21 protein-coding genes and 1 tRNA gene are annotated in these 19,066 nt (G+C 67.1%); 20 read left to right on the top strand and 2 right to left on the bottom strand.

The window, feature by feature from the left end; genetic code table 11:
- The first annotated feature begins 33 nt into the window (after positions 1 to 33).
- From EYE40_RS08505 to EYE40_RS08460, 10 genes are all read left to right on the top strand, one after another.
- On the top strand, positions 34 to 453 hold the full coding sequence (locus tag EYE40_RS08505) for a MarR family winged helix-turn-helix transcriptional regulator (RefSeq protein WP_130981540.1): 420 nt from the start codon (positions 34 to 36) through the stop codon (positions 451 to 453).
- Positions 450 to 1,172 (top strand): alpha/beta fold hydrolase, encoded by a 723-nt coding sequence (locus EYE40_RS08500; protein WP_240034768.1) that lies wholly within the window; start codon positions 450 to 452, stop codon positions 1,170 to 1,172. Before EYE40_RS08505 ends, EYE40_RS08500 begins: the two co-directional genes overlap by 4 nt.
- Before the next feature lie 58 nt (positions 1,173 to 1,230).
- On the top strand, positions 1,231 to 2,511 hold the full coding sequence (eno, locus tag EYE40_RS08495) for a phosphopyruvate hydratase (protein WP_130981539.1): 1,281 nt from the start codon (positions 1,231 to 1,233) through the stop codon (positions 2,509 to 2,511).
- A 9-nt stretch (positions 2,512 to 2,520) separates the two neighbouring features.
- Positions 2,521 to 3,024: an FtsB family cell division protein gene (locus EYE40_RS08490; RefSeq protein WP_130981538.1), complete on the top strand. Its 504-nt coding sequence runs from the start codon at positions 2,521 to 2,523 to the stop codon at positions 3,022 to 3,024.
- Positions 3,024 to 3,521: a DUF501 domain-containing protein gene (locus tag EYE40_RS08485; RefSeq protein WP_130981537.1), complete on the top strand. Its 498-nt coding sequence runs from the start codon at positions 3,024 to 3,026 to the stop codon at positions 3,519 to 3,521. The genes EYE40_RS08490 and EYE40_RS08485 overlap by 1 nt, the downstream gene beginning before the upstream one ends.
- Positions 3,512 to 4,750 carry a S8 family serine peptidase gene (locus tag EYE40_RS08480; protein WP_240034767.1) on the top strand — a complete coding sequence of 413 codons (1,239 nt, stop codon included), beginning with the start codon at positions 3,512 to 3,514 and terminating at the stop codon, positions 4,748 to 4,750. Before EYE40_RS08485 ends, EYE40_RS08480 begins: the two co-directional genes overlap by 10 nt.
- Before the next feature lie 60 nt (positions 4,751 to 4,810).
- Positions 4,811 to 6,199 (top strand): NAD(P)/FAD-dependent oxidoreductase, encoded by a 1,389-nt coding sequence (locus EYE40_RS08475; RefSeq protein WP_130981536.1) that lies wholly within the window; start codon positions 4,811 to 4,813, stop codon positions 6,197 to 6,199.
- A 79-nt stretch (positions 6,200 to 6,278) separates the two neighbouring features.
- A tRNA-Leu gene (locus EYE40_RS08470) sits at positions 6,279 to 6,352 on the top strand.
- A 61-nt stretch (positions 6,353 to 6,413) separates the two neighbouring features.
- Positions 6,414 to 7,088, top strand: a complete 675-nt coding sequence (locus EYE40_RS08465) for a TetR/AcrR family transcriptional regulator (RefSeq protein ID WP_130981535.1) — start codon at positions 6,414 to 6,416, stop codon at positions 7,086 to 7,088.
- Positions 7,085 to 7,594, top strand: a complete 510-nt coding sequence (locus EYE40_RS08460) for a CarD family transcriptional regulator (RefSeq protein WP_130981534.1) — start codon at positions 7,085 to 7,087, stop codon at positions 7,592 to 7,594. The genes EYE40_RS08465 and EYE40_RS08460 overlap by 4 nt, the downstream gene beginning before the upstream one ends.
- A gap of 47 nt (positions 7,595 to 7,641) precedes the next feature.
- Here the strand turns inward: EYE40_RS08460 and EYE40_RS08455 are convergent, their stop codons facing one another.
- Entirely contained in the window at positions 7,642 to 7,962 is a 321-nt protein-coding gene (locus EYE40_RS08455; protein ID WP_240034766.1) for a DUF7882 family protein, read from the bottom strand.
- Positions 7,963 to 8,064: 102 nt separating this feature from the next.
- Here EYE40_RS08455 and EYE40_RS08450 point away from each other — a divergent pair, with 102 nt between their 5' ends.
- Positions 8,065 to 8,346 carry a hypothetical protein gene (locus EYE40_RS08450; RefSeq protein ID WP_240034765.1) on the top strand — a complete coding sequence of 94 codons (282 nt, stop codon included), beginning with the start codon at positions 8,065 to 8,067 and terminating at the stop codon, positions 8,344 to 8,346.
- A 38-nt stretch (positions 8,347 to 8,384) separates the two neighbouring features.
- Here EYE40_RS08450 and EYE40_RS08445 read toward each other — a convergent pair whose 3' ends face one another.
- Positions 8,385 to 9,149, bottom strand: a complete 765-nt coding sequence (locus tag EYE40_RS08445; protein WP_161972365.1) for an EAL domain-containing protein — start codon at positions 9,147 to 9,149, stop codon at positions 8,385 to 8,387.
- A 202-nt stretch (positions 9,150 to 9,351) separates the two neighbouring features.
- Between EYE40_RS08445 and EYE40_RS08440 the strand changes: the two genes are divergently transcribed.
- The 9 genes from EYE40_RS08440 to EYE40_RS08400 all read left to right on the top strand — a co-directional run bounded on the left by EYE40_RS08440 (position 9,352) and on the right by EYE40_RS08400 (position 19,065).
- Positions 9,352 to 10,149 (top strand): alpha/beta fold hydrolase, encoded by a 798-nt coding sequence (locus tag EYE40_RS08440; RefSeq protein WP_130981532.1) that lies wholly within the window; start codon positions 9,352 to 9,354, stop codon positions 10,147 to 10,149.
- Entirely contained in the window at positions 10,146 to 11,516 is a 1,371-nt protein-coding gene (locus EYE40_RS08435) for a sensor domain-containing protein (RefSeq protein WP_130981531.1), read from the top strand. The genes EYE40_RS08440 and EYE40_RS08435 overlap by 4 nt, the downstream gene beginning before the upstream one ends.
- A gap of 37 nt (positions 11,517 to 11,553) precedes the next feature.
- Positions 11,554 to 11,862 carry a DUF7882 family protein gene (locus EYE40_RS08430; protein WP_130981530.1) on the top strand — a complete coding sequence of 103 codons (309 nt, stop codon included), beginning with the start codon at positions 11,554 to 11,556 and terminating at the stop codon, positions 11,860 to 11,862.
- Positions 11,863 to 11,963: 101 nt separating this feature from the next.
- Positions 11,964 to 12,599: a TetR/AcrR family transcriptional regulator gene (locus tag EYE40_RS08425; protein WP_130981529.1), complete on the top strand. Its 636-nt coding sequence runs from the start codon at positions 11,964 to 11,966 to the stop codon at positions 12,597 to 12,599.
- On the top strand, positions 12,596 to 13,933 hold the full coding sequence (locus EYE40_RS08420; RefSeq protein WP_130981528.1) for an MFS transporter: 1,338 nt from the start codon (positions 12,596 to 12,598) through the stop codon (positions 13,931 to 13,933). Before EYE40_RS08425 ends, EYE40_RS08420 begins: the two co-directional genes overlap by 4 nt.
- Positions 13,934 to 15,178 carry an alanine racemase gene (locus EYE40_RS08415; RefSeq protein ID WP_130981527.1) on the top strand — a complete coding sequence of 415 codons (1,245 nt, stop codon included), beginning with the start codon at positions 13,934 to 13,936 and terminating at the stop codon, positions 15,176 to 15,178.
- A gap of 11 nt (positions 15,179 to 15,189) precedes the next feature.
- Entirely contained in the window at positions 15,190 to 16,497 is a 1,308-nt protein-coding gene (locus EYE40_RS08410; protein WP_130982852.1) for a D-arabinono-1,4-lactone oxidase, read from the top strand.
- Positions 16,494 to 17,912 carry a GH1 family beta-glucosidase gene (locus tag EYE40_RS08405; RefSeq protein ID WP_130981526.1) on the top strand — a complete coding sequence of 473 codons (1,419 nt, stop codon included), beginning with the start codon at positions 16,494 to 16,496 and terminating at the stop codon, positions 17,910 to 17,912. Before EYE40_RS08410 ends, EYE40_RS08405 begins: the two co-directional genes overlap by 4 nt.
- A 103-nt stretch (positions 17,913 to 18,015) precedes the next feature.
- Positions 18,016 to 19,065: an ABC transporter substrate-binding protein gene (locus EYE40_RS08400; RefSeq protein WP_130981525.1), complete on the top strand. Its 1,050-nt coding sequence runs from the start codon at positions 18,016 to 18,018 to the stop codon at positions 19,063 to 19,065.
- Position 19,066 lies beyond the last annotated feature (1 nt).

Here is a 19,066-nt window from a genome sequence, read left to right as displayed (position 1 = left end):
CGGGCCGCCCAGTATTGTTAAGTACTTAACAATATGATCGAGCTCACCCAGACCACCGCCTTCAAGCTCCACCGCGCTACTCTGCTCATTGACCGTTTAGCCGACGAGTATCTCCAGCGCGAACACGGCATCCGCTATGCACCGATGCTCGTGCTTCTGATGGTGCGGGTGCTCGGCCCGACCTCGCAGCAGGCCATCGCGCAGAACCTCGACGTTTCCCGAGCCTCCGTCACGCAGCGGGTCGCACAGCTCACCCGCGACGGGCTGCTCGCCGTCGAGGCGACCGACGGCCGCACCAACCGCGTCACCCTGACCGCCGCGGGGGAGACGCTGTTCGACGTTGCCTGGACCGGCCTCGAACAGCACCAGAACGGCCTCGAGCGCGGCGTCGACGAACCTGCCCTCGTGGCCCAGCTCGACCGCATCATCGCGAACGCGATGGAGATCCTGTGAAGTACGAGGAATCCGGCACCGAGAATGCGGAGACGATCATCTTCCTGCACGGCGGCAATGTCGCGGGGTGGATGTGGGGAGCGCAGGTACCCGCATTCGACGACTACCACGTACTGGTGCCCGACCTGCCCGGATTCGGCGGAAGCAACGACCAACCCTGGCCCGGGATGGCGGGGGCCGCTGACGCCGTCGCGGAGTTGATCCGCGAGCGCGCGAAGCAGGGACGTGCGCACGTTGTCGGACTGTCGCTGGGCTCGAGTGTGGCGATTCACCTTGCGCTGCGGCATCCCGCAGCATGTATCGATCTGTTTCTGGCCAGCGCCAGCGTCACGCCTGCCCGCAGCCTCGCGGCACCGGTCATGTTCGCGCTGTGGCCGAGGCGCTGGTTCTGGGCTGCGCTTGCGAAGGCATACGGGCTGCCCGCCGACAGCGTGGAACTGTTCATCGAGACGGGGCTCGGCATCTCGGCCGACACGGCGCGCGCGATCTACGCCGAGGTCAGCGCGGGCACCGACGTCGGCGCGTTGGCCGTGCCCTACCTCGCGGTCGCGGGCGAGAAGGACGCACGCTCGATCTCGGATGCGTCGCGACTTACTCTCGGCGGGGTCACCGCGCCCGGGCTGCACCACCAGTGGAACATCGAGGATCCCCAACTGTTCAACGACTCGTTGCGAAGCTGGGTGACGAGCCGGGAGCTGGGCGCGGGCCTGCGCGAGTAAGCTTCGTAGCGGACAATCCACCACTCATCCCGTCCAGATTCTTTGAAGGAGAACCCCCGTGGCTTTGATCGAGGCAGTAGGCGCTCGCGAAATTCTTGACTCCCGTGGCAACCCGACCGTTGAGGTCGAGGTCCTGCTCGAAGACGGCACGGTCTCCCGCGCTGCAGTTCCCTCCGGTGCATCCACCGGCGCCTTCGAGGCGTACGAGCTGCGCGACGGCGACAAGAAGCGCTACCTCGGCAAGGGTGTCGAGAAGGCGGTAGACGCAGTCATCGACGTGCTCGGACCGGCCATCGAGGGCTTCGACGCCGCCGAGCAGCGCGCCATCGACGCCGAGCTCATCGCCATAGACGGCACCGACAACAAGAAGAAGCTGGGCGCCAACGCCATCCTGGGCGTCTCGCTCGCCGTCGCCCGCGCCGCGGCCGACTCCGCCGACATGCCGCTCTACCGCTACGTCGGTGGTGCCAACGCCCACGTGCTGCCTGTTCCGATGCTGAACGTCATCAACGGTGGATCGCACGCCGACTCCAACGTCGACATCCAGGAGTTCATGATCCTGCCCGTCGGCGCCGAGACCTTCTCCGAGGGACTGCGCTGGGGCGTCGAGACGTACCACGCGCTCAAGGCCATCCTGCACGGCCAGGGCCTCTCCACCGGCCTCGGTGACGAGGGCGGATTCGCTCCCAACCTCTCCTCCAACCGCGCCGCACTCGACCTCCTCGTCGAGGCCATCACCGCCGCCGGCTTCACCCCCGGCAAGGACATCGCGCTCGGCCTCGACGTCGCAGCCTCCGAGTTCTTCAAGGAAGGCGCCTACGCCTTCGAGGGCGGATCCAAGTCCGCCGCCGAGATGAGCGCCTACTACGCCGAGCTCGTCGCGTCGTACCCGCTCGTCACCATCGAAGACCCGCTGGACGAGGACGACTGGGAGGGCTGGGCCGAACTCACGTCCACCCTCGGCACCAAGACCCAGATCGTCGGCGACGACCTGTTCGTCACCAACCCGACCCGTCTCGCGAAGGGCCTCGAGCTCGGCACCGCCAACTCGATCCTCGTCAAGGTCAACCAGATCGGCACGCTCACCGAGACCCTCGACGCGGTATCCCTCGCGCAGCGCAACGGCTACACGGCCGTGATGTCGCACCGCTCCGGTGAGACCGAAGACACCACGATCGCCGACCTCGCCGTCGCCCTCAACACCGGCCAGATCAAGACCGGTGCCCCTGCCCGCAGCGAGCGCGTCGCCAAGTACAACCAGCTGCTGCGCATCGAAGAAGAGCTCGGGGATGCCGCCGTCTACGCGGGTCGCAGCGCTTTCCCACGCTTCACTGCTTAAGGTCGATCTATGAGCAGGCGACAGCGACCCACAAAGGTCGCTGTCGCGCTGCCGCAGATGGAGAGCCCGGCCGAGCACTGGCTGCGCAACATCCGGCTATCCGGATTCGCGTTCACCGTGCTGTCACTGATCGTGCTCGCCGTCATCGTGCTCGCACCGAGCCTGCACATCCTCATCGAACAGCAGCAGCAGATCGCCGAACTGCGCGCCGCCGTCGACGAGAAGGAGCAGTCGGTCAAAGACCTTGAGGATGACGTAGCCCGCTGGGACGACCCCGCCTACATCGTCTCCCAGGCTCGCGACCGCCTCGTGTACGTGTACCCGGGCGACCTCACCTACCTCGTCATCGACGACGGTGCGACGGTCACCACCGACGACGGGCAGCCGATCAGCGACGAGATCCAGACCACGCGCGTCGACTGGATGCAGTCCATGCTCTCCTCCCTATTCACCGCAGGCCTCACCGATGCCACGGCCGCAGAACTCGAATCACCGAAGCAGGGCGACAAGTAGTGACCACCCCACCGTTCGAACCGTTCACCCAGGCGGACATCGACACCGTCACCCGCCAGCTCGGACGCCCCGCCCGCGACGTCGTCGGCATCGCCGCGCGCTGCGTGTGCGGCAACCCGACCGTCGTGTCGACGAAGCCCCGGCTCGCCGACGGCACACCGTTCCCCACGCTGTACTACCTGTGCCATCCGGCGGCGACCGCCGCGATCTCGGTGCTCGAGGCAGACGGAGTGATGGCGGAGATGACTCCACTGCTCGAGGATGAGGCCGTGGCATCCGCCTACCTCGCTGCGCACCTCGCCTACCTGGCCGACCGCGAGACGTTCGGTGCGGTCGAGGAGATCGCGGGCATCTCGGCGGGCGGCATGCCCACCCGCATCAAGTGCCTGCACGCCCTCGCCGGACACGCCCTCGCCGCCGGCCCCGGCGTGAACCCTATCGGCGACCTTGCGCTGGAACGCTCCACCTGGAGCCCGGACGTGTGCCAGTGCGCCTAGCGCTCGCCGTGCTCGTCGCGGCGGCTCTGGTGCTCGTGGGCGAAGTACCGGCTCAGGCGGACTCGATCCGCGACCGGGAGTACTGGCTGAGCGGGTACGGCATCCGCGAGGCGTGGAAGACGACCAAGGGTGCCGGGGTCACGATCGCGGTCATCGACACGGGGGTCGACGGGAGCCATCCCGACCTGAAGGGTGCCGTCGTCGGCGGCGCGGACTTCTCCAGCCAGGGCTCGTCCAACGGGCAGACGCCCGTCGGGTCGGACGGCAGCTCGCACGGAACGATGGTGGCCGCCCTTGCGGCAGGGCGAGGGCAGGGAACCTCGGGTGTCATCGGGGCTGCGCCCGCGGCATCCGTTCTGGCTATCTCGATAGGTTTCGGCACGAACAACACGTCAGACGACCAGATCGCGAAAGCGGTTCGCTGGGCGGTCGACAACGGCGCTGACGTGATCAACATGTCTCTCACGCGCAACACGCTCGACTGGCCGACGAGCTGGGATGACGCGTTCCTCTACGCCATGGAGAAGGACGTCGTTGTGGTCGCTGCGGCCGGCAACCGGGGGAGCGGCACCACCCAGGTCGGCGCACCCGCGACGATGCCGGGCGTGCTCACCGTCGGCGGCGTGGACCGCAACGGCGCCGCCAGCTGGGACGCCTCATCGCAGGGCATCACTATCGGGGTCTCGGCCCCGAGCGAACAGCTCGTGGGGGCCGTTCCCGGCGGGGGCTACGTGCTGTGGGATGGCACGAGCGGCGCAACCCCGATCGTCGCCGGTGTTGTGGCACTCGTGCGTGCGGCGCATCCCGAACTGGATGCAGCGAGCGTCATCAACCGCATCGTGAAGACCGCGAAAGACGCCGGCAAAAAGGGCGCAGACCCGATCTACGGCTTCGGTCTGATGGATGCCTCGGCCGCCGTCTCCGCGAAAGTGCCCGCCGTGGCGGCGAACCCCATGGGCGACCTGGCCGAATGGATCCGCATCTACCGCCGCGCCGACGCGCCGGCCCAGCCCACCGCCACCGGGACTCCGGAACCCCCGTCGTCGACGGCCCCTCCGGTGGTCGAGGCGAGCGGCCCGACCGACCCGTCGGGGGAGTTGCTGCCCACCGTCGCCCAGTTGCGCGACATCGGCATTCCGCTCGCCCTGTTCGCGGCGTTCGGCCTGGGGCTGATCCTCGTGCTCGGTGGGCTGTTCCGCCGATTAAGGGGCTCGCGCGGAAAGGAGTAGATTGGGGTTTGGTTTGTCCACCCCTGATTTTCTGCCACTGCTCTAGGAGAGTTTGACCCCGTGCCCAAGATTCTGATTGTCGGCGGCGGCTACGCCGGTTTCTACACCGCCTGGAAGCTCGAGAAGCAGCTGCGTCGCGGAGAGGCCGAGGTCACTGTCGTCGACCCGCGCCCGTACATGACCTACCAGCCGTTCCTGCCCGAGATCGCGGCTGGATCCATCGACCCGCGCCACTCGGTCGTGCACCTGCGCTCGCACCTCACCAAGACCAAGGTCATCACCGCCGCCGTCACCGGCGTCAACCACGCCTCGAAGAAGGCGACCATCACGCCCGCCGAGGGCGAGGCATACGACCTCGACTACGACATCATCGTGATGACCGCCGGTTCCGTCTCGCGCACGTTCCCGATCCCGGGCGTCGCCGACGAGGCGATCGGCATGAAGAACATCGAGGAGGCCGTCGCCGTGCGCGACCGCGTTCTCACCAACTTCGACAAGGCAGCCCAGCTGCCCGCCGGCCCCGAGCGCGACCGCCTGCTGACCTTCGTGGTCATCGGCGGCGGCTTCGCCGGCATCGAGACGTTCGCCGAACTGCGCTCCTTCGCGAGCGCCCTCGTGCGTCGCTACCCCGAGATCTCGTTCGAGGACACGCACTTCCACCTCATCGAGGCCATGGGACGCATCATGCCCGAGGTGTCGCTCAAGACCAGCCACTGGGTGCTCAAGAACCTCGCCCAGCGCGGCGCCCAGGTGCATCTCGACACCCAGCTGACCTCAGCGGTCGGCGGCAAGATCGAGCTGTCCACCGGTGAGACCTTCGAGTCCGACCTCATCGTCTGGACCGCCGGCGTTATGGCCCACCCGGTCCTCCGCAACACCGACCTCCCGACCGAGGAGCGCGGTCGCCTGCGTGTGCAGTCCGACCTCCGCGTCATCAACGATGACGGTATCGTCGCAGACGCCTGGGGCGCCGGCGACGTGAGTGCTGTTCCGGATGACACGGGCAAGGGTGTCGGCGGATTCTGCGTGCCCAACGCCCAGCACGCCGTTCGCCAGGGCAAGCTGCTCTCCAAGAACATCGTTGCCACGCTGCGCGGCGAGGGCGTCAAGAAGTACTTCCACCAGCCCGCCGGAGCCGTCGCCGGCCTCGGTCTGGGTGTCGGAGTCTTCCAGAAGGGAAAGCTGGGCATCACCGGCTTCCCCGCCTGGGTCATGCACCGCGGCTACCACGGTCTCGCCATGCCCACCTGGGAGCGCAAGATCCGCGTCATCGGCAACTGGGTGCTCAACCTCTTCCTCGGCCGTGACTTCGCGTCGCTGCAGGACGTCGAGACCCCCCGCGTCGCCTTCGAGACCTACGCCTCGCGTCCGCGCCCGGCAGCACCCGTCGAGCCCGAGCCCGTCGTCAAGGCTCCCGCCCGTACGCGCGCGAAGGCCGTCGCCAAGTAATCTCCGCGATTCTGGATGCCACGGCTCACGCGAGCCGTGGCATCCCGCGTTTAACAGCTCGCCGCTACCATGGAGCCGCGCCCCTATAGCCCAATTGGCAGAGGCAGCCGACTTAAAATCGGCACAGTCAGGGTTCAAGTCCCTGTGGGGGCACCGGATTCAGGGCACCAGAACACTTCTCGGACAACTGTCCGAAAAGTGGTACAATGGAGTAATGGCTTCCGACATCTCCCTTCCCCAGGGCGAGGAAACCAAGGCCGGGCACACTAACGCTGATGAGCCCAAGGCCCACACCCGATCCGATGATCCCCGTGCCGGCCGCACCCGCCAGCAGATCTTCGAAGCACTGCGCCAGCTGATGTCCGACGGCAACGCGAGCGTCACCGTGCACCAGGTCGTGCAGGCCGCGAATATCAGTCGCAGCAGCTTCTACGCGCACTTCAACAGCCTCGACGAGCTCGCCGCCGAACTGCTGCGCAACCAGTTCGCCGACATCGGAACCGCCGGCGTGGGCCTCCGCCGCGAAGACCTGCTCGCCGGTCCCGACGCCGCGCGCATCGGCTACTCGCGACTCGTCGAGCACATGGTCGAGAACTTTCCCCTCTACTCGAGCGCGCTCGAGATGCCCCTCGCCCGAAACGCCTACGACGAGATCGTCGAGGCCTACGCCACGCGACTGCTCGAGTCGATGGTGGATCGTGAGGCCGTGCCATCCGGAATCAATTCGGAACTGGCGACCACCTATATCGCGGGCGGCGCGATGACTCTCATCAGCGCCTGGATGCGCGAGAGACTCGAAGTTTCCGACGACGAGCTGGTGGATCAGCTCGTCGCGCTCCTCCCGAACTGGATCCTCGAACCAACCACAACAGAAAAGACACACACATGAAGATTGAAGTTGGCGAAACACTCGTATACCCGCACCACGGTGCAGTGACCATCACGGACATCCAGACGCGCACCATCAAGGGCGCCGAAGTGCGCCTGATGACCCTCAACGTTCACACGAGCGAGCTGACGATCCAGCTCCCCGTCGACAACGTCGAGCTCGTCGGCGTGCGCGACGTCATCGATGACGCGGGCGTCAAGGCCGTCTACGAGGTTCTGACGAACGACTTCACCGAAGAGCCGAGCAACTGGTCGCGCCGCTACAAGTCCAACCAGGAGAAGATGGCCAGCGGAAACGTCTACCGCGTCAGCGAGGTCGTGCGCGACCTGTGGCGTCGTGACCAGGAGAAGGGCGTCTCCGCGGGCGAGAAGCGCATGCTGGAGAAGGCCCGCCAGGTGCTGGTCTCCGAGCTGTCCCTCGCGCAGGGCATCTCCGACGAGGAAGCGGCAGTGCTGCTCCTCGAGGTGCTGCAGTCGGTGGAGATCACCGAATCCGTCGTCGCCTGATACGACTCAGTGAGCGGCGCGCGCCTTCGGGTGCGCGCCGTTCGTCGTTAAGCGGCCGACTCGTCCTCGGGCATGACACGCAGCCCCTGCGTGGAGTTCGCCGAGTCGACGAGCAGCCCCAGCCAGTCGCGGTTGATCTCGGAACGCGGACGGTCATATACGAACTGCAGGTCGCTGTGCACGCCGATCCAGATGGTCGTTCGGGCCTGATCGCTCTGCTCGATCGAGTAGGCGAAGCTCTCATTGCGACGCAGCTTGGCCATCACGACCACCTCGACGTGGGCAAGGGTGCGGTCGTCCACCTCGAAGACGGTGGGCGGCGAACCGTAGAGCAGCTTGGCCATGGTGTCCTCCTGGTCGGCTGTCATTTTCTGGGGCAGCTCCCAACTTTACTGCGGGATGTCCCGGCTCACCGCCCCGCCCCCATGAGTAGCGCTAGCCTTGAGCCTCCGGCAACGAAGGGCACACGCGTGGCGATCATCAACAGGCTGACCGTGGATGGACGGGACTACTTCCTCCCCGACCCCGTCACCGACCTGCGCAAGAAGATCCTCGACGCGGTCAAGGCGGGTGGCGACTACGTGAACATCCCGCCACTGCGCTCGGGCCCGGGCATCGACATCCTCTTCTCGCCGGGCATGCCGGTCGTCTGGACCCAGATCGACGTTGGGGGCGACACGTCGCCGCATCACGCGGACATCGACAACGGCCTCGTCTCGCAGGAAGACCTCGACAGCTACGGCACGATCTAGTCGGAAGACTCCTGGCGACTCGCGGGCTACGGCGCGATCTAGTCGGAAGAGACCAGCAGCTTGTCCAGGTCGCGCTTCGACATGGGCCGCCCCAGCAGGAAGCCCTGCGCGCGGTCGCAACCGAGAGTTTTGACACGGGCGAGCTGTTCCTCGGTTTCGACTCCTTCGGCTACCACCCCGATACCGCGCTCGTGCGCGTACTTCACCACGCCTTCGAGATGGGCGAGTACCTCGGCGGAGTTACTCTTCACCAGCGACTGGTCGATCTTGAGTTCGTTGGCATCGAGTGCATCAAGCCGCGACAGCGACGAGTGACCGGTGCCGTAGTCGTCAATAGAGATGCACAGGCCAAGCCGACGCAGCACCTTGAGGCGGCCCGCGGCGGCCTCGAGATCGAGGATCGGGGAGGTCTCGGTGATCTCGAGCGTGATGCCGTCCGGGGCGATCTCGAGACGACGCACGAGCTCGATGACGTGGTCGACGATGTCGTCGGAGGTCAGCTGCACGGGGGAGACGTTCACGGCGACGCACACCTTTTTTCCGGATGCCTGCCATTCCCCGGCCGCGTCGCACGCCTCGTCAAGCATAAAGCGACCGATCTCATGGATGAGGTCGCTCGCCTCGGCGATCGGGATGAACGCGTACGGCATCAGCAGCCCGAGCTCCGGGTGCCGCCAGCGGCACAGCGTCTCGACCCCCGCGATCCGGTTGGTGGCCAGGTCGAACTGGGGCTGGAACGCGGAGATCAGTTCGCCACGTTCGACAGCCCCGCGCAACTCGGTTTCGAGCCTGGTGTCAACCATGGGTGTTCCGGCCCGCGTGCGTTTCCATACAGCCAGTCGAGCCGAATGACCGGTTTTCTTCAAGGGCATTGGTTTCAGGTGTCCCGCGCCTATACTTCGCAACCCCTTCGGTGATTGTCGAAAACGTAGGAATCCCGATAAATTTGGGTCGAGTACCTGACCGGACTTTCCGGAGCAGTGGACACCCCGGTCAGGAGTCGAGATGACAGACGTTCTACGCCGCAACAACGTGCGCGTGCTCGGCAACCCGAACGGCCGCCCCCTCGTCTTCGCCCACGGCTTCGGCTGCAGCCAGGAGATCTGGCACAACGTCACCCCGGCCTTCCTCGCCGACTTCACGGTCGTTCTCTACGACAACGTCGGCTCGGGCGGTTCCGACCTCACGGCCTACGACCGCAACAAGTACGACTCTCTCGACGGCTACGCGTCCGATGTGATCGAGATCCTCGACACCCTCGACCTGCGCGACGCTGTTTTTGTCGGGCACTCGGTCAGCTCGATGATCGGCGTGCTCGCGGCCAACCGCGACCCCTCCCGCTTCGGCGCCCTCGCCCTCGTCGGCCCGTCGCCCCGCTACGTGAACGACGGCACATACGTCGGCGGCTTCGAGCAGAAGGACATCGACGGCCTGCTCGACATGCTCGATTCCAACTACCTCGGCTGGTCGGCGACGATGGCACCCGTGATGGTCGGCAACGCAGATCGACCCGAGCTCGGTCAGGAGCTCACCGCCTTCTTCTGCAGTGTCGAGCCCTCCATCGCCCGGCACTTCGCGCACGTCACCTTCCTCTCCGACAATCGCCACGACCTTCGGGATGTCACGGTGCCGACCTTGATCATCCAGTGCACGGATGACGTGATCGCGCCCCTCGCGGTCGGCAGCTACGTGCACGAGCAGATCCCGGGGTCGACGCTCACCGTCATCCCGGCGACCGGTCACGTACCGAGCCTCTCCGGCCCGCAGTACGTCGTGGACGCGATCCTCGACTACCTGCGATGAGCGAGTCGTTCGAGCGGCTCTATCGCTTTGCCCCGTGTGGTCTGCTCGCGTCGACCACGGATGGCGTCATCCTCGAAGTCAACGAGACGCTGCTCGAACTGACCGGCTTCACCCGTGAGCAGCTCATCGGGGTCAACTTCGCGAGCCTGCTCGAGCAGGGCAGCCGCATGTTCTACGAGACCCGGCACCTGCCCGTGCTGCAGCTGAACGGCGAGGTGCGCGAGGTCGTGCTCACGCTGCGCCGAACCGACGGCAGCCCGCTGAACGTGCTGGTGGCCTCCACCTACTCTGCGAGCGGCATCGAGACGGCGATGTTCGATGCCACCGAGCGCGCCGCCTACGAGCGCACGCTGCTCGATGCCCGCCGGCTATCTGATTCCACCTCGATGCGCCTGCGCGTGCTGCAGTCCGCGACGGCAGCCTTCGGACAGAGCGAGACCGACACCGACGTCTGCGAGGCGCTCGCTGCGAGCGCGCACGAGGCGCTCGATGCGTCCTACACGGTGGTGTCGATTCTCGACGACGCGGGCGATTTCCGTCTCGGCGGGGGAGAGCACCCCGTGGTGATGCAGGAGAGTGCGCATTCGGAGTCACCCGCCGCCCGTGCCGTGCGCCTTCGCGAGCCGGTCACCATTGCGACGGCAGAGGATGCCGATGCCTTTCCCGGGTTGCGCGACGGTCTCCGCGCCCAGCGCATCGAAGCGATGACCGTCATCCCGCTTCTCGAGGGCGACCGGGTGATCGGTGTGCTCGCCTGCTCGTTCAAACGTCGGCGGGTATTCGACACCGCGTATTTCGAACTGCAGGCGGCTCTCGCGGGCCAGGCCGTTGAGGTGCTCGTGCGGCTCCGGCTTCAGCGACAGCTCGAAGCGCTCGCGCACTACGACCAGCTGACCGGCCTGCGCAACCGCGAGCTCGTGCGGGACGGCCTTTCCGCGGCGCTCCGTGCAGCGACCAGCCCTCTCGCGGTGTTCTTCATCGACCTCGACGGCTTCAAGGATGTGAACGACGTGCTCGGCCACCGGGTCGGCGACTCGGTGCTGCTCCAGGTCGGCGAGCGGCTGCGGGCCACGGTGCGCTCGGACGATGTGGTGGGGCGCATCGGCGGCGACGAGTTCGTCGTCGTCTGCCCGGGTGTGGGCGAGGACGATGCTCTCGCGCTCGCCGCGGTGCTCTGCCGGTCGATCCGCGCGCCATTCGACGGCGTGACCAGCGACCTGCCGGTCACCGCGAGCATCGGCATCGCTGTTCACCATCCCGGAATGCCGTCGACCATCGACGACATGCTGAGCCGGGCCGACGACGCTATGTACGCCGCAAAGAACGCGGGCAAGGACCAGTCCGCACTGGCACCCGCACAAAACTAGACTCGCAGTACAGCGAACCGACACCGGAGGACACCCGTTGGGAACCCTGACCTACGATTCAAAGCTCACCGCGACCTTCGACGACCGCGTGCTGGCTCACCTGCAGGTGGTCATCTGGGCGAAGATCCGCCGCGGCGAGCAGTTCTCCTTCACCTGGACCGAGCCCGCCCGCAACGGCTACGGCCGTTCGTCGATCTGGATCAGCCCCAACATCTCCCTCGCGTTCGAGTACTTCGGCGGCAAGAGCCCGCTGCTCAACCGTCACTGGATCGACATCCTCTCCAAGTCGGCGAACTCCCCGGGCGGCCTGCACCTGCTGCCCGAGCCGGAGTCCGACTCCGCGTAGCCCTCACCCGAACGCGGGTCACCGGCACCGTTGACAGCCATCCGGCGCTCGGGCACTCTTGCTTCAATGACTGGGTCAGTTGACCCACTGAGGCCGGGGGGATGTCGATGCCACGCATGTCGTCGGTCGACCGTCGGCTCGCCCTCGTGCACGCCGCCCTGCGTGTCATCGCCGCCCAAGGGGTGAGCGGGGCGACGACCCGCGCCATCGTCGCCGAGGCGCGCATGTCGCTCGCGAGCTTCCACTACGCCTTCACCTCGCGCGACGAGATGATGCGCGAGCTCATCGTCTTCGTCGTCGAGAACGAGACCAGTGCGGCCTTCGCCAGCGTGGACTTCGGGCAGGGCATCCGGCACGCGCTGCGCGACGGTTTGCAGGGATACTTCGACAATGTCGTCGCCGACCCCGGCCACGAGCAGGTCATGTTCGAGCTCATGCAGTACGCGCTGCGCACGCCCGAGCTCGAGGACCTCGCCAGCGAGCAGTACGTGCGGTACCGCTTCGCCGTCGTGCAACTTCTCGCCGCGGCGGCGGAGCGCACGGGGTGCGAGTGGCGCATCCCGATCGACGACGTCGCCCGCCACGTGGTGACCTTCACCGACGGCATGACCCTCGCCTGGCTCGCCGACCGCGACAGCGCGGCCGCCGCCCGAGTGATGGACTTCGCCGCAGATTCTCTCGCCCAGCTCGCCCAACCCGCAACAGCGTCGCCCAGCCCCAAGGAGTCAGCCTCATGAGTGCACCCGTCAAGACCGGCACGGTCTCGCCCTTCGCCGAACCGACGAGGCGGGTGGGCGGCGCGTGGATCGCCCTGTTCGCCACGGCCTGGTTCGGTATCTGGATGGCCCAGCTCACCCCGGTGCAGCTGCTGCTGCCCTCGCAGATCACCGAGCAGCTGAATTCGACCAACTGGCTCGATAACGTGGTCGCGTTCGGCATCATCTCGGCGATCGCCGGTGCGTGCGCCCTCGTGGCCTACCCGCTGAGCGGCGCGCTCTCCGACCGCACTACGTCGCGCTTCGGCCGCCGCCGCCCGTGGATCCTCGGCGGCATGATCACCTTCGCTGCGTCGCTCTTCCTGCTCGGCATCCAGACCAGCATGGTCGGCATCGGCGTGTTCTGGTCGCTCGCCCTCATCGGCTTCTGCGTGCTCACCGCGGCGATCACCGCTACCATCTCCGACCAGGTGCCGGTCAATCAGCGCGGCTTCGTGTCCGGCTGGGTATCTGCTCCGCAGGCCGTCGGTACGATCCTCGGCATCCTGCTGGTGACCCTGCTCGGCCTCGCGACGTTCACCGGCTACGCGCTGGTCGCGGTGCTGCTCGTCATCCTCGTCACGCCGTTCCTGCTGTGGACCAAGGATGCCGCGCTCACCACAGTTCCCGAGAAGCTCACGCTCGGCGCGCTCGCCTCGGGGTTCTGGGTCAGCCCGAGGAAGTACCCCGACTTCGGCTGGACGCTGCTGAGCCGCATCCTCGTGAACCTGGGCAACGCGCTCGGCACGACCCTGCTGCTCTACTTCCTCATGTTCGGTCTCGCCCGCCCGGCCGACACGGTCGAGGACGACCTGCTCACCCTGACCGCCGTGTACATGGTCTTCTTCGTGGCCTCCGCACTCGGCATCGGCAAGATCAGCGACCGCATCGGCAAACGCAAGATCTTCGTCTACATCGCCGCATACCTGCAGGCCCTCGCCGCGCTGATCCTGGCGTTCGTGCCCGACTTCACCGTCGCGATCGCTGCGGCCGGCCTGCTCGGTCTCGGCTATGGCAGCTTCATGGCGGTCGACCAGGCGCTCGCCACGCAGGTGCTGCCCGACGCGCACTCGCGCGGCAAGGACCTCGGTGTGATGAACATCGCGACGGCCGTTCCCCAGGCCGTCGCCCCGCTGCTCGGTGCCTTCATCGTGGTGATCTTTGCGGGCGCGGCCAGTGGCGGCGCGGCCGACTTCTACGCCGCTACCGAGGTCTTCGCCGGTGCCGGCGAGGGATTCACCGCGCTGTTCATCGCCTCGGCCATCGCTGCCGCCCTCGGCGGCCTCGCCGTGATGCCCATCAAGAGAGTCAAGTAGGTGCAGCTCGCTCGCCCCTCCTCCGAGCCCTGGCTGACCCCGTCCACCTACTGGCCGCGACTGACCGCCGCGACGGCTGAGCTCGATCCGCCGTTCGGCGTGATCGGCGTGCCCGCGCTCTCCCACAACGCGTTTGACATGCTCGACCGCGCTGCGGGAACCACCATCCGGGTGGCCAGCAAGTCGGTGCGCGTGCGCGGTGTGATCGACGCGGTGCTCGCCCTGCCCGGCTACGCGGGAGTGCTCGCCTACACGCTGCCCGAAGCGCTCTGGCTCGCTTCGTCGGCCGACGGCCATGACGCGATCGGCGACGTCGTCGTCGGGTATCCGACCGCCGACCGGGCCGCACTGCGCGAGCTCGGCGCTTCGGCTGAGCTGGCCTCGCGGGTCACCATCATGGTGGACAGCGTGGCGCAGCTCGACCTCGTCGATGCGGCGATCGCGCCCGGGTCACGCGCGCCGATCCGGGTCTGCCTCGAACTCGACGCCTCGTGGGACACCTGGTTCCTCGGCCACACCGGCGTGCGCCGTTCCCCGGTGCACACGGTCTCCGACGCCCGTGCCCTCGCCGAGGCGATCGTCGCCCGACCCGGCTTCGAACTCGTGGGTCTGATGGGTTACGAGGCGCAGATCGCCGGCCAGGTCAACAACCCGGCCGGCCGTGCCGCCTACGGTGCGATTGTGCGCTGGATGCAACGGCACTCCGCCGCAGAACTCGCCGATCGCCGTGCTCGCGCCGTGGCATCCATTCGCTCGATTGCCGACCTCGAATTCGTCAACGGCGGGGGCACTGGCTCGCTCGAGTCCTCGGCGGCGGAGTCGGCGGTCACGGAGATCGCCGCGGGCTCGGGCCTGTTCGGACCGCACCTGTTCGACAACTACACGCACTTCCACCCGGCACCGGCCGCAGCCTTCGCTCTGAGTGTGGTGCGCAAACCGCAGCCCGGTCTCGCGGTGCTGCTCGGTGGCGGCTGGATCAGCTCGGGCCCGCCGCAGCCCGACCGCATGCCGAAGGTCGTCTGGCCGGAGGGCACCAAGATGCTTGCGCGCGAGATGGCGGGGGAGGTGCAGACCCCGCTCGAGGGACCCGGTGCCGCAGGCCTGAAGGTCGGCGACCGTGCCTGGCTGCGCCACACCAAAGCCGGAGAGCTCAGCGAACACCTGGACGAATTCGTGCTCGTGGACGGTGACGCCATCGTCGACCGCATGCCCACCTACCGAGGCCAGGGAAAGGTGTTCCTGTGACCCTCACCGACGTGCTCGAACCGGGCGCCGTGTGGCGCAACTGGGGTCGCTCGCAGACCGTGACGCCCGCCCATACTGCCCGGCCCACCTCGGTCGACGAGGTTGTCGCGGTCATCGCGGCGGCCCGCGACCGTGGCCTTACCGTGAAGGCGGTGGGTGCCGGCCACAGCTTCACCTCGATCGCCGCGACCGATGGCGTGCAGCTCGACGTGAGCGCCCTCGACGGCGTCTACGCGGTCGACGGCACCCGGGTCACCCTCGGTGCCGGGACCAACCTTTACCAGCTGCCGGCTCTGCTCGACCCACTTGGCCTCGCCCTCACCAACATGGGCGACATCGACCGGCAGACCCTGGCCGGTGCGACGAGCACCGGCACACATGGAACCGGAGCGGTCTTCGGAGGGCTGGCCACGCAGGTCGTCGGCCTGACCCTCGTGACGGCGGATGCCACGATCCTGACGATCAACGAAGAGACCAACGCCGAGCTGCTCCCCGCGGCACGGCTCGGGCTCGGGGCCCTCGGCATCGTGGTCGACCTCACGATCCAGTGCGTCCCGAGTTTCGCGCTGCGGGCCGTGGAGATTCCCGAGCCCCTCGAGGCCGTGCTCGACGATTTCGCCGCGCGGTCCACGGGAGTCGACCACTTCGAGTTCTACTGGTTTCCGCACACCGACACCGCGCTCACCAAGTCGAACACGCGGCTGCCCGTGGAGACACCGCCCGTGCGCCAGTCGGCGGTCAGCAGCTGGATCGACGACGAACTGCTCTCCAACGGCGTCTTCGCCGTCACCTGCGGCCTCGGTCGCCTGATGCCCGGCATGGTGCCCGGCATCAACCGCATCGCCGACAAGCTCGTCGCGCAGCGTGACGTGACCGACCTCTCGCACCGCATCTTCGTCGCCGACCGCCGGGTGCGGTTCCGCGAGTCGGAGTACGCGATTCCGCGCGAGAATGTGCCGGAGGCGTTGCGCGCCATCCGTTCGCTCGTCGCCGAGAAGGGCTGGAAGATCTCGTTCCCGATCGAGGTGCGCGTCGCCGCCGCCGACGAGAACTGGTTGTCGACCGCCTATGGTCGGGAATCGGGCTACATCGCCGTGCACCGGTACTACCGCGAGGACCCGACCGAGTACTTCGAGGCCGTTGAGGCCATCATGCGCGGCTTCGAGGGTCGGCCGCACTGGGGCAAGATGCACTTTCAAAATGCGGAGTCGCTCGCCGCGGTCTACCCGCGCTTCGACGACTTCCGGGCGGTTCGGGATCAGCTCGACCCCGACCGCCTGTTCACCAACGACTACCTGCGAAAGGTGCTGGGTTCATGAGCGAGATCGGACGCGAGTGGCTGCACAACCCCGCGGGGCTCGGCGCCCGACTGCCGCAGGACTTCCGGGTGGGGGTGGCGACGAGTGCCTTCCAGATCGAGGGTGGCATCGAGGCCGGCGGCCGCGAGCCGTCCACCTGGGACACGTTCATGGCGCAGCCCGGCCGTATCCTCGACGGCTCCAACGCATCGATCGCCACCGACCACTACGGCCGCTTCGCCGAGGATGTCGCGCTGCTGCGCGAGCTCGGGGTCGATTCGTACCGCTTTTCCCTGAGCTGGCCGAGGCTGCAGCCGGGAGGCAAGGGTGCGGCTAACCGGTCGGGGCTCGCGTTCTACGACCGGTTGATCGATGACCTGCTGGCCGCGGGCATCCGGCCGATGGCCACACTCTTCCACTGGGATACCCCGGAGCCGCTGCAGCACACCGGCGGCTGGCTGAAGCGCGACACCGCCTACCGCTTCGCCGAGTACGCGTTCCTCGCGGGGGAGGCCTTCGGCGATCGCGTCGAATCGTGGGTGACCATCAACGAGCCCGCGACGGTGACGCTCAACGGCTACGCCCTCGGCCTGCACGCGCCCGGCGCGACGCTGCTCTTCGACGCCCTGCCAGCGGCCCACAACCAGCTGCTCGGCCACGGCCTCGCCGTCGCCGCTCTGCGCGACGCCGATATCTCCGGCGCGATCGGCATCACCAACGTTCACTCGCCGGTCGAACCCGCGGGCGACGGTGAAGAGGATGCGCTCTTCGCGAGCCTGTTCGACATCCTGCACAACCGCATCTTCGAGGACCCCGTGCTACTCGGCCGCTACCCGGAGATCCCGGAGCCGTTCGAGCAGCTGTTCGCCTTCACCCGCGAGGTCGACCCGGCCGACTACGAGATCATCTCGGCGCCGCTCGATTTCTACGGCCTGAACTATTACATGCCGACCCGCATCGCGGCGGGCTCCCCGGCAAGTGCCGACACCCCCGATGGCGAGTCAGACGCCATGCGTCACCTGCCGTTCTCGCTGATGCCGTGGCCCGAGTATCCGACGACCGGTTTCGGATGGCCCGTGGCCCCCGATTACCTCCGAGTCACCCTGCAGGAGCTCGCCGACCGCTACGGCTCAGCTTTGCCACCCGTGGTCATCACCGAGGGTGGAGCGAGCTTCGCCGACGAGCGCGACAAGGACGGCGCTGTGAACGACGAGGCTCGGATCCGGTACCTCGCCGCGCACCTCGAGACGGCCATCGAGTCGGTGCCCGGCGTCGACCTGCGCGGCTACTTCGTCTGGTCGCTGCTCGACAACTGGGAGTGGGCAGCCGGTTTCAGCCAGCGCTTCGGCCTCGTGCACGTCGACTTCGAGACGCAGGATCGCACCCCGAAGTCGTCGTATACGTGGTTGCAGGCAATGATCGGCGGGCGCTCGTAGCGCTGTCTTAACGCGCGCGAAACACGGCGGTACTCGGCGGGAAATGCGAGGCCCGTAGCCTCGGGCTTACCCATCCACCCCCGAGAGGCGAGGCATTCCTCACATGGCATCACAGAAGCTCATCAAGCGCGCAACACTCCTGACCCTCGCAGCGTTCACCGCCGTCACTCTCGCGGGCTGCGCGGGCACAACCGCCCCCGCCGAGACCGGGGATGACGCCGACTACGGCTCGCTCTCCATCCAGCTCTCCTGGATCAAGAATGCCGAGTTCGCCGGAGAGTTCTTCGCCGACTCCGAGGGTTATTTCGAAGACGCCGGCTTCTCCGACGTGACGCTCGTGGCCGGTCCGACAGCCACCGAGGCCGCCGTCATCGCCGGCGAGTCCCTCGTGGGCCTGACGAACGCCGTCTCGGTGGCCCCGATCATCCTCGACGACGCACCGATCAAGATCATCGGAACGACGTACCAGAAGAACCCGTTCACGATCCTGTCCCTCGCGACCGGCGGCAACATCCTGACCCCGGCCGACCTCGTCGGCAAGAAGATCGGCGTCCAGGCCGGCGGCAACGAGACCCTGTTCGACGCACTCCTCGCGGCGAACGATATCGACCCCGACTCGGTCACCAAGGTTCCCGTCGAGTACGACCCGGCGCCGCTCGTCAACGGTGAGGTCGACGGCTTCCTCGCCTACGTCACCAACGAGTCGATCATCGTCGAGTCCGAGGGCTTCGAAGTCGCCAACCTGCTCTTCGCCGACAACGGTCTGCCGTTCGTCGCCGAGAGCTTCGTCGTGACGCAGGACTCGATCGACAACGACCGCGAGAAGCTCAAGGCGTTCCTGTACGCCGAGATCCTCGGCTGGAAGGACGCCATCGCTGACGCGGAGGCAGGCGCCAAGCTCGCCGTCGACGTCTACGGCAAGGACCTCGAGCTCGACCTCGCCAAGGAGACCAAGCAGGCCGAGGCCCAGAACGAGCTGCTCATCCAGACGGACGAGACCGCGACCAACGGTCTGTTCACGATCAGCGACGAGCTGATCGCCCAGAACCTCGCGAGCCTCTCGGCCGCGGGCTACGACCTCGAGGCCGACCAGATCTTCGACATGTCGCTCCTCGCCGAGGTCTACGAAGAGCACCCCGAACTGCTGGAGTAGT

It is taken from the genome of Glaciihabitans arcticus (assembly GCF_004310685.1).
Classification (GTDB): Bacteria; Actinomycetota; Actinomycetes; order Actinomycetales; family Microbacteriaceae; genus Conyzicola; species Conyzicola arctica.
This window is presented reverse-complemented; position numbering and strand designations above follow the sequence as displayed.